Origin of the sequence: Acinetobacter sp. 742879 (genome assembly GCF_000588535.1) — a bacterium.
Classification (GTDB): Bacteria; Pseudomonadota; Gammaproteobacteria; order Pseudomonadales; family Moraxellaceae; genus Acinetobacter; species Acinetobacter pittii.
Window position 1 is genome coordinate 18,103 of the sequence record NZ_JFYC01000027.1, and the last position, 9,481, is coordinate 27,583.

12 protein-coding genes are annotated in these 9,481 nt (G+C 38.2%); 6 read left to right on the plus strand and 6 right to left on the minus strand.

Annotated features, from left to right (window positions below; genetic code table 11):
• Positions 1-16: 16 nt before the first annotated feature.
• From J690_RS22985 to J690_RS22995, 3 genes are read left to right on the plus strand one after another with little or no spacing between them, the layout of a single operon-like run.
• Positions 17-967, plus strand: coding sequence for a homoserine kinase (locus tag J690_RS22985; protein ID WP_032038687.1), 951 nt, complete (start codon positions 17-19; stop codon positions 965-967).
• Positions 968-979: 12 nt separating this feature from the next.
• Positions 980-1,609: a DUF1294 domain-containing protein gene (locus J690_RS22990; protein ID WP_005078530.1), complete on the plus strand. Its 630-nt coding sequence runs from the start codon at positions 980-982 to the stop codon at positions 1,607-1,609.
• Between the two features lie 37 nt (positions 1,610-1,646).
• The gene (locus J690_RS22995; RefSeq protein WP_017386433.1) at positions 1,647-2,042 is read left to right on the plus strand and encodes a DUF4870 family protein; all 396 of its coding nucleotides are present in this window, start codon (positions 1,647-1,649) and stop codon (positions 2,040-2,042) included.
• A 33-nt stretch (positions 2,043-2,075) separates the two neighbouring features.
• On the opposite strand, the gene J690_RS23000 is transcribed toward J690_RS22995, so the two are convergent.
• Positions 2,076-2,978: a DMT family transporter gene (locus J690_RS23000; RefSeq protein ID WP_032038690.1), complete on the minus strand. Its 903-nt coding sequence runs from the start codon at positions 2,976-2,978 to the stop codon at positions 2,076-2,078.
• A 97-nt stretch (positions 2,979-3,075) separates the two neighbouring features.
• Here J690_RS23000 and J690_RS23005 point away from each other — a divergent pair, with 97 nt between their 5' ends.
• Both J690_RS23005 and J690_RS23010 read left to right on the plus strand, forming a co-directional pair.
• A complete protein-coding gene (locus J690_RS23005) occupies positions 3,076-3,627 on the plus strand; it encodes a helix-turn-helix domain-containing protein (RefSeq protein ID WP_032038692.1) in 552 nt (183 codons plus the stop codon).
• A 206-nt stretch (positions 3,628-3,833) separates the two neighbouring features.
• Positions 3,834-5,525, plus strand: a complete 1,692-nt coding sequence (locus J690_RS23010) for an ATP-binding cassette domain-containing protein (RefSeq protein ID WP_032038695.1) — start codon at positions 3,834-3,836, stop codon at positions 5,523-5,525.
• 55 nt (positions 5,526-5,580) lie between these two features.
• On the opposite strand, the gene hisA is transcribed toward J690_RS23010, so the two are convergent.
• The 5 genes from hisA to hisB form a co-directional block, all read right to left on the minus strand.
• Complete coding sequence (gene hisA / locus J690_RS23015) at positions 5,581-6,312, minus strand: 1-(5-phosphoribosyl)-5-[(5-phosphoribosylamino)methylideneamino]imidazole-4-carboxamide isomerase (protein ID WP_000905538.1); 732 nt, start codon at positions 6,310-6,312, stop codon at positions 5,581-5,583.
• Between the two features lie 94 nt (positions 6,313-6,406).
• Entirely contained in the window at positions 6,407-7,048 is a 642-nt protein-coding gene (locus J690_RS23020) for a 3'-5' exonuclease (protein WP_032038698.1), read from the minus strand.
• Between the two features lie 86 nt (positions 7,049-7,134).
• Positions 7,135-7,683, minus strand: a complete 549-nt coding sequence (locus tag J690_RS23025; RefSeq protein ID WP_032038700.1) for a DUF805 domain-containing protein — start codon at positions 7,681-7,683, stop codon at positions 7,135-7,137.
• A gap of 150 nt (positions 7,684-7,833) precedes the next feature.
• The gene (gene hisH, locus J690_RS23030) at positions 7,834-8,451 is read right to left on the minus strand and encodes an imidazole glycerol phosphate synthase subunit HisH (protein ID WP_032038702.1); all 618 of its coding nucleotides are present in this window, start codon (positions 8,449-8,451) and stop codon (positions 7,834-7,836) included.
• Positions 8,451-9,044 carry an imidazoleglycerol-phosphate dehydratase HisB gene (gene hisB / locus J690_RS23035; protein WP_002116767.1) on the minus strand — a complete coding sequence of 198 codons (594 nt, stop codon included), beginning with the start codon at positions 9,042-9,044 and terminating at the stop codon, positions 8,451-8,453. Before hisB ends, hisH begins: the two co-directional genes overlap by 1 nt.
• Before the next feature lie 102 nt (positions 9,045-9,146).
• Between hisB and J690_RS23040 the strand changes: the two genes are divergently transcribed.
• Positions 9,147-9,481, plus strand: a 335-nt coding sequence (locus tag J690_RS23040) for a GNAT family N-acetyltransferase (protein WP_032038705.1), incomplete at its 3' end; no start/stop codon positions are given.

The window sequence follows — 9,481 nt, forward strand, 5'->3', positions numbered from 1 at the left end:
TTTTTGCAGGTTTTCCATGTCGGTTTATACCCCGTTGAGTTTAGATGAAGTTCGCACCTTTGCTGCACCTTATGGATTAGAGGTGTTGGAGCTGAACCCAATTCAGGGAGGTATTCAAAACACCAATTATTTTCTGGTTGATGTAAACCGCAAACAATATGTACTCACCGTGTTTGAAGAGTTAGATGCACAAGGTGCGGGTGAACTTATTCCTGTTCTTGAACAATTAGGGACTCATGATGTACCTGTTGCAGTGCCGTTAAAACATAGCGGACAAGCGGTTCATGTGATTGCAGACAAGCCTGCACAGATTGCACCACGTTTAATGGGTCACCATCCCATGCAAACCACAGTAGCGCAAGTTGCAGCGATTGCAGATGCACAGGCGAAACTGCATGTGGCGTTACAAGATTTTCCACTTGAACGTGAATATCGCCGTGATCATCAATATTGGACAGGCGTTGCAGAACAGCTGAAACCAAGCATGGCTCAAGATGACCAAACGTTACTTGAGCAGGTCTATCAAGCTTTTAATGCGAAAACAGCGCAGTATTCAAATCGACCAACAGGTTTTATTCACTCTGATTTGTTCCGCGACAATACTTTGTTTGAAGGTGAGCAATTACAAGGTATTCTAGATTTTTATGAGTTAAATCAAGATGAATTACTGTTTGATATTGCGATTACCATTAATGATTTTTGTACCGAATATCCAGCAGCGCATTTAAACTCAGACAAAGTAGACGCTTATTTAGAGGCATACCAAAAAATTCGTGCGCTGACTTCAGATGAACTTGAATGTTTAGATGTATTCTTGGCAATGGCGGCTTGCCGTTTTTGGTCAATGCGTTTACAAGTTGCTCAAAAAAATAAAGAAGAAGGACGTACCGGCGATGACATCTTGCAAAAAGACCCGCAAGAAATGCGAGCAATGATGCAAGACCGTTTAAGTCATGTAAAAGCATAAAAGGGAATAAAGATGCGAGATCAGGGGCGTTTAGTCGAATGGTTCGACGAAAAAGGTTATGGCTTTATTCAGCCGGATGATGCTGAAAAAGAGCGAGTCTTTTTGCATATCAAAGATTTTGCACGCCCCGGACCTCGGCCAATTATTGGCTGTGCACTGGAATATCGGGTGATTCTCGATGAACGAGGCCGTTTTCGTGCTCAGCAGGTCACTTATTTAAAAGCATCTCAAACTCGAAAAGCGTCCAAGCCTGCAAAAGCAGAATCTTCTTTTCAAGCTAACCCTTGGTCTGCAATGCAAATGGGGATCGTGTTTTATTTCGTTTTAATGGGAATTATGAGTTTTATTCATATTTTACCCGCCTACACCTTGTTATTTGTTTTAATGATGAATGCCTTAAGTTATTGGCTCTATTCTCAAGATAAAGAAGCCGCACAATTGGGTAATCGACGTGTGCCTGAACAAACACTGCACATTGTTAGCTTTTTAGGAGGTTGGCCAGCTGCATGGTGGGCACAACAAAAACTGAGACATAAAACACAAAAACAACCCTTTCGTAAGATTTATTTTTGTACCATATTCTTTCATTTACTTTTGATTTTGTGGCTAATTTCTCCCTTAAACGTATTGCGGGGCTCATAAAAGTAAATCGTTTTTAATAAACTTGAGAGGTATAAAAATGAATAGTTCTATCGACCAAGATCCAAATCGTACTTTAACACTTATTTTATATGTACTTTATATCGTTGCCATTTTTACAGGCGGCTTACTTGCGGTTATTGCTTTAATTATTAACTACGTAAAACGTTCTGATGTACAAGGCTCGATTTTCGCGAGCCACTTTACATGGCAAATCAGAACATTCTGGTGGTATCTGGCTTGGAATATTATTGCCTTTTTGCCGTTTATTTTCTTGTTTTTTACAGGTGAAAATACTGACCTATTTGCAGGCGTTGCCATTTCATCGACCGTATTCTGTGTGGGTGTAATTGGTGCTGCGTGGATCTGGATTGTATATCGTGCAATTCGTGGATTGATTGCGTTAAATGATAACCGCCCGATGTATCAACCTTAATAAATAAAAAAGAGAGCGTTAAGCTCTCTTTTTTTATTCTCGAATTCTTTTAGTTTTTTTAATAGGTAACTTAATTTTTAACTCACTGACTAAAACGCCTAAGACCACTAAAGCACCCCCTAAAAGAGCAATCATTGGCAAACGCTCACCTGCAATTCGACCAATAATGCCTGCCCAAACAGGTTCGCCAGCATAGATAATTGCAGCACGTGAAGGATCAACCACACGTTGAGCCCAGTTCATTACAAATTGAATGAGTGCACTCGCTAAACCTAATGCAACAGCAATAAGTATTAGAGGCCATGAAAATGCTGGAATCGTATGTTCACCTACCACAGGCATAATCGCGAAAGAAAGTAGAGAAGCGACACCAAGTTGAATGATTGTGACGCGGCGTAAATTTACCTTTCCAGCAAAGTAGCTAATAAAAATAATTTCTAAAGCAATCGCAAAGGCACCCAAGATTGTTAACAGCTGCCCAAAACTTAATGAAATTTGCTCAAAACCATTTCCCGTTAAGAAAACAAGGCCAGCAAACGCAAGAGCAGCTCCCACCCAAGTCATAATATGTGGAGTTTTTCTAAAGATGAGCCACATTAAAATAGGAACAAGCGGAACATATAGCGCCGTTAAAAAAGCGGATTCACTACTCGGAATGGTTTGTAGGCCAATGGTCTGGGTGCCGTAGCCTGCCGCAATCACAAGACCAATCGCGCTACCAGCGCCTAAATCTTTTAAAGTAACACCTTTCATACTTTTTAATGAGATAAGAAGCAAAGTAAGAGCTGCTACAGCAAAACGACAGCCTACAAAAAACATAGGTGATGCAAAATTCAGCGCATACTGCACAGTAAGGAATGTTCCTCCCCAAATGATCGTAATCAAAATGAGGGCTAACTGTGGGGCTTTGCTTGAACTCAGAGAAATTGGTGACATACTCAAGTTAAATTAAATTGTGCAATATACTGCACATATTGCGCTATTCTTGTATTTTGTGCAATATATTGCTCAAATTTTCTTGCTAATCCATTCTATGAGCCAGTCGAGTACCGTTTTACAGCACGTAGGCACAAATATTCGTTCATTAAGAGATGAGCGAGATTTGAGTCAACAAGATTTGGCAGATCAGGCAGGTGTGAGTAGACGAACCATTGCTGCTTTGGAAACAGGGCAGGTCAATATTAGTTTGGCCAAACTCGATGCGATTGCAGCAGTGTTGGGTGTGGATTTTAAAACGATTGTGAGTGCACCTGAGCATAAAGAACATGCTGTAGTAAATGCACTCGCTTGGCAGGGTGAAGATGAAGAAAGTAAAGCAACCTTTCTCGCTTCAGTTCCATCTCGTTCCCAAGTTGAGCTTTGGATATGGTCTTTGGCAGTGGGAGAGTCTTACGTTGCGGAAGCAGATGCAGACGGATGGCAAGAAATTATTTACGTATTAGAAGGTGAGTTGACCATACAATTTACAGACAGCAAAAAAATAATTCCTGCTGATTCATCTTTTATTTTTGAAAGTTCTGTTACTTATACCTATATCAATAGTGGTAACCAAGTGCTTAAATTTACTCGTAATGTGGTGTATTGATTTGGAATTTAAGCTTTTTAATAAAATGTATGTTTTTAAAATTTATGCAGTTCATTGAAGACATATATGATGCATATGACCTATCTTAAAAACCTGTGAATTCAATTTAAACAAAAAATATGAATAAGAATAAATAAGGCAAGTTATGATATTTCTTGTGTAATGAAATTATTTTTAACTCGTTTTAATAGAAAAAAGATACAGAAATGAAGTTTTTATTAAGTTCACAAGATATTCAAAACTATAAATTTTTATGGCAGGGTTTTAAAGAAAATTATAAGAAGCAGAAAGGTAGTATGTTTCTCATGTTTTTATTAGTAATGTTTACAGCATTCTTTACGACATTATTGCCATACCTATTAAAAATTATTATTGATTACTCTGCACAGGCATATAACTTTCCACTAGATATTCGACTTCCATTTAATTTCTTATATCTAATCGTACTCGCGTATGCGGCAGCATGGTTAGCAAATGAGTTATGTAATTGGACAAAAAATATTTTTAGTGCTTATTTGATGGTTGATTTCAAAAGTGCATTAATCTTTGCGGGGTTAAAAAATTATTTAAATCTTAAAAAAGATGAACAAGATCAAATTGAAACTGGAACAGTCATCAGTGATCTTGCGAGAGGAAGTTCTGCTTTTGGTGAGATTAATTTAACGTTATTGCTTCATTTGGGGCCAATCATTTTCCAATTGGTTATGATTTTTGCCGTTTTATTTACAACCATTAGCTTACTTTTTAGTATCAGTTTTTTATTGGTAGCTATCGTTATTTTTTTAGTTTCCTTTCATATAAATAAAACAAGCAGTTCTTTATTCGATTCGATGTATCAACAAGATAATCAGGTAAATAGCCATTTGATACATCAGATCTCAAATTCATATGAAATTAAAGTAAAAAATGCAGTACCGTTTCAATTGTCAAAATTTAATACCACATTAGACTCATTCATCAAAACAGCTAAAGATAGGAATAAAAAAATAGGGCTATTGATGATTTCTCAATTGTTCCTGATCTTTTTGTTTTTACTCTTTTTTATGTTATTTACAGTCTTTCTTTCAACTGAAAAGCAGCTTACACCGGGTGCTTTCGTATTGATAAGTACTTATATTATTCAACTCACCAATCCATTTTTAGCGGTTTCTCAAAGCTTGATGCGTTTAAATGGTAACTTTGTCGCCTTAGCAAAATATCGAAAATACTTTGATCTCAATAAAGAAAATTATAAGCATTCTATCGTTCAAGACTCCAATGTTCTCTTTCAATTTATAAATGCTAAATTTTTACTTGGGAAAAGAGCCGTAGATCATTTTAATTTAACAATATTAGCCAATAAAACGTATGTCGTGATTGGGCCAACTGGCTTGGGAAAGACTTCTCTAATGAATTATTTAATGGGCGTGTACCAGATTCAATCAGGGCAGCTTTGCTATAAGAATATTGATATTAGCCAAAATTTCTCTAAGCATATTTTTGATGAGGTTGTTTACGTTGCACAGCAACCAGTTATTTTCCCTTATTCCCTTAGAGATAATTTAGTTTATAACTCCTCGCACATATATGAGGATTCTTACTTACTTCAGATGCTTGATCAATTTAATCTATTACATATTTTGAAAAAGCATCAACTAACGCTCGATGATGATTTAACTGAAATTTATAAGAATTTTTCAGGAGGAGAAAAGCAAAGAATTTGTATTCTTCGAGGTCTTTTAGCTCGTCCGCAGCTCCTTATCCTAGACGAACCGACTGCTGCCTTGGATGTAGATACTGCAAAAAATATACTTGAATATATTCAGCAGGTTGTTTCATCTGTAATCATGATTACGCATTCACCCTATGCGATGGAAATTGCGGATGAGGTAATCGATTTAGAAAAGTTATTAAACTAAAGATAATCAAAAATAAAAAAGAGCCTAATCAGGCTCTTTTTTTACATCTTAAAAATTAAAGACGGTTTTCATCCAATAAAAGCTGAGCTTCACGAAGGTTTAAAGTACCTTCATAAATTGCGCGGCCTGTAATCGCACCTAAAATACCCGGTTGACCTTTTAAGTTACGAACGTCATCAAGGTTGGTTACACCACCAGAAGCAATTACTGGTAAGCCTGAGTATTGAGCCAAGTTTACAGTTTGCTCAACGTTTACACCTTGCATCATGCCGTCACGAGCAATGTCTGTATAAACAATGCTAGACACGCCTGCATCAGCAAAGCGTTTCGCTAAATCAGTTGCTTTCACATCAGTAACGTTTGCCCAGCCGTCAGTTGCAACCATACCATTCATGGCATCAATACCAACAATGATGTGGCCTGCGAAACGTTTACAAGCTTCTTCTACAAATTCAGGCTCTTGAACAGCTTTAGTACCGATAATGACAAACGTCACGCCAGCTTCTAAATAGTGTTCAATGGTTTCTAATGAGCGAATACCACCACCAATTTGAATTGGTAATTCTGGCTGAGCTTTAGCAATCGCTTCAACAACAGGTTTATGAATTGGAGTACCTGCGAAAGCGCCATTCAAATCAACCAAATGCAAACGGCGCGCACCTTCATTTACCCAATGCTGGGCAGTTGCAACCGGATCGTCAGAGAAAACGGTATCGTCTTCCATACGCCCTTGTTTTAAACGCACACATTTACCATCTTTCAGGTCAATTGCTGGAATGATTAGCATGCTTCCGCTCCTTGCTTCATCATGTTTATGAAATTGTGCACATCTTAGCAAAGTATTGATCAATCGCTAAGCCTTAGAAAAGACTTTTATTACTTTACGCTTGAAGTGCGGTTTGAATAGTTTGTGAAATGTGAGCAGGTAATAGTTTTTGGTTTCTGAGCTCTTCAAATACGAGTAATGCAGCATAAGCATCGGCGGCGGCATAATTTATTTGTTGTGGTGTAAGTGGCTTTCGTGCCCAGTTTGAAGTTCCGACTTTTTTCGACTTTGCCAGATATTGTCCAAATAACAATGCCACCGCTTTTTGTAAGCCCATTTGCTGTTTAAAACCAAAGTGACTAAATCCTTTGGCAAGGTCCACACAACTTTCTAGCTCTATACCTTTTTTATGAAAAATATGCTTATCATTTTTAAGGCCAAAACCGACTTTAATTTGCTTCTGGTTAGATAAAATGGGCTGCAAGAATTTTAAAGTCGATGAATTGACATGAAATAAATAGGCTTTTTGTGTTGTAGCAAGTTGAATTAAGTGTGGACCAGTTGAGATTTCACCCACTTTAAATGTAGGTTTAGACTCAGAATCAAATCCCAAAATTGCAGCGTTTTTTAATTCTTCTTCAATACTTTTGCATTGCTCAATATTTTCAATCACCACAATATTATGGTGGTTAAGATTTTCAAAAGGAGGAAGCTGCTGAATAGAGGCTTTATCAAGGAGGGCAACGGCTTCGGACATATTTAACAGCGTACAAATGAATTGGGCTATTCACTTTATATATGAATAAAGCCTAGAGGACTAGGCTTTATGAATGTCTTTAAAAATTACTGAGACTGAGAAGGTGTACCAATGACTACACTTTCACTTTTCTCGACATAGCCTTCATAGGTTGGAGACATGATTGTGGCAACGACAGCAAAAACCAAAGCAAGTGGAATTAGGATAATATAAATCCAGCCTAAAATGCGTTCCCAACTAGGAGTAGGGCGCTGTGGGCCGTAATCATTATTGCCTTCTGTACCTTTTGCCGCAAAGAGATAGATCATAAAAATCAGGTTTACGGCAGGGATCAGCATGAGTAACGATAGCCATCCTGTATTATTGCGGTCATGCAAGCGGCGGATGGTAAATACAAAACTTACATAGAGGCAAACAATATAAAGAATGGCGATAACAATCATGCCTGCCGTAGAAAGGCTAGTTAGTTCCTGACTAGATGTAAACCCAAAAGTAAAAGCGATGATGACAACAGCGATACCGATGACGAGTGAAAATAAGAATGTCCAAGCAGCATAAGAGAGTCGCCCAAAACGACCACTAGCTTTAAAGGGTGAATCTTGTTGAAGTGGCTGATTTTCAAAAGGTGAATTCATTTTGTTTTCCTGATCATTTGGTTTTATTTAAAAGTATAAATATTCAATATTTTGTTGAATAAAATATCATTCTATAAATGATTAGTTATTATTGTAAATAAAAAAAAGATCAGGCCATCTAGACCTGATCTTTTTCAGTTTTAAATCAGATTAAATATTCCATTCCACAAAGTTTTTAAGTAACTGCAAACCAGCAGTATGACTTTTCTCTGGATGGAATTGAGTCGCGAACAAATTATCTTTGTGAATGGCTGTGCAGAAGTTCACACCATACTCGCAAGTCGCAGCCACAACGCTTTCATCTTTTGGTTCGACATAGTAACTATGTACAAAGTAGAAGCGAGCATCTTGTTCGATGTTGTTCCACATTGGATGGCTTGGGGCCATTTGGTGAACTTGGTTCCAGCCCATGTGTGGTACTTTCAAACCTTCCATTTGAGGGAAATGTTTTACTACGCCGTCAAAAATACCTAATGCGTCTACACCGCCATTTTCTTCAGAACTTTGTAGCAATGCTTGCATACCTACACAAATCGCAAGAACAGGTTTATTAAAAGCAGCTTTACGTACAACTTCATCAATACCTGCTTCACGCATACCTTGCATACAGTCACGCATTGCACCCACACCTGGAAAAACAATTTTGTCGGCTCGTGCAATTAACTTTGGATCATTGGTCACATCGACTGTAGCGCCCACATGCTCAAGTGCTTTAGCTGCTGAGTGTAGATTGCCCATGCCATAATCAAGTAACGCGATACGTGTCATTAGAGGCTACCTTTTGTCGATGCAATCGTGTTTTCTGCACGTGGATCAACTTCACATGCCATACGTAAAGCACGAGCAAGTGCTTTAAAAACACTTTCGATTTGATGGTGGCTATTTTTACCTTTTAAGTTATCGATGTGTAAGGTCATAAGCGCATGGTTTACGAAACCTTGGAAAAACTCAGAAAATAAATCGACATCAAATGTACCGATGCGCGCACGAGTAAATGGAATATCCATGAATAAACCCGGACGACCAGATAAATCTACAACAACGCGAGATAAAGCTTCGTCTAATGGTGCATAAAAATGACCATAGCGTTTTAAACCTTTTTTATCGCCCAAAGCTTGTGCAAAAGCTTGTCCAAGCGTGATACCACAGTCTTCTACGGTGTGGTGATCATCAATCTCGAGGTCTCCGTCACAATGAATATCGATATCAAATAAGCCATGTCGCTTGATTTGATCAATCATATGGTCTAAAAATGGAACTCCAGTGTTTAGTGTGCCTTGACCAGTACCGTCGAGATTTAAACGAACTCGAATTTTGGTTTCATTGGTATTTCTAACCACTTCACTGATACGTTGCGTCATGGACACGTTCCTCAAAAAACGTCAAAAATGATTGGATGTTAACGACAATTTCGCTGTGACGAATTCGTGACAGCATCATAGTTTGCTCAGGAGGGTTAATCAATGCCTATTACCGTACATGCTTATAGTTCTCTAGATAATTCAGAGATCCGCGATCAGCTTGAGCGACTGTATGATACAAGTCCGGAGTTTGGTGACGGGCACGATGCGATTGAACAACTTGAACAAGATTTACAACAGTATACCACGCTATACACTGCCGAATTTAACACCAAAATTATAGGTGCAATTTGGTCTTCAGGACAAGGCGAAAGCAAGGTTCTTGAATATATTGTTGTGCACCCTGCGAACCGTGGTCGTGGGGTAGCTGAGCGCTTAGTCGAAGAAGCTTGCCGCATAGAAGAGTCAAAAGGTGTTAAAACTTTTGAACCAGGCTG

Excerpts from the sequence above, each read along its gene's own strand:
- J690_RS23020 (WP_032038698.1), bottom strand. The coding sequence starts at position 7,048 with ATGTCCGAAGCCGTTGCCCTCCTTGATAAAGCCTCTATTCAGCAGCTT.
- J690_RS23000 (WP_032038690.1), bottom strand. The coding sequence starts at position 2,978 with ATGTCACCAATTTCTCTGAGTTCAAGCAAAGCCCCACAGTTAGCCCTC.
- hisH (WP_032038702.1), bottom strand. The coding sequence starts at position 8,451 with ATGACACGTATCGCGTTACTTGATTATGGCATGGGCAATCTACACTCA.
- J690_RS23010 (WP_032038695.1), top strand. The coding sequence starts at position 3,834 with ATGAAGTTTTTATTAAGTTCACAAGATATTCAAAACTATAAATTTTTA.
- hisA (WP_000905538.1), bottom strand. The coding sequence starts at position 6,312 with ATGCTAATCATTCCAGCAATTGACCTGAAAGATGGTAAATGTGTGCGT.
- J690_RS23025 (WP_032038700.1), bottom strand. The coding sequence starts at position 7,683 with ATGAATTCACCTTTTGAAAATCAGCCACTTCAACAAGATTCACCCTTT.
- J690_RS22995 (WP_017386433.1), top strand. The coding sequence starts at position 1,647 with ATGAATAGTTCTATCGACCAAGATCCAAATCGTACTTTAACACTTATT.
- J690_RS22990 (WP_005078530.1), top strand. The coding sequence starts at position 980 with ATGCGAGATCAGGGGCGTTTAGTCGAATGGTTCGACGAAAAAGGTTAT.
- J690_RS23005 (WP_032038692.1), top strand. The coding sequence starts at position 3,076 with ATGAGCCAGTCGAGTACCGTTTTACAGCACGTAGGCACAAATATTCGT.
- J690_RS22985 (WP_032038687.1), top strand. The coding sequence starts at position 17 with ATGTCGGTTTATACCCCGTTGAGTTTAGATGAAGTTCGCACCTTTGCT.
- hisB (WP_002116767.1), bottom strand. The coding sequence starts at position 9,044 with ATGACGCAACGTATCAGTGAAGTGGTTAGAAATACCAATGAAACCAAA.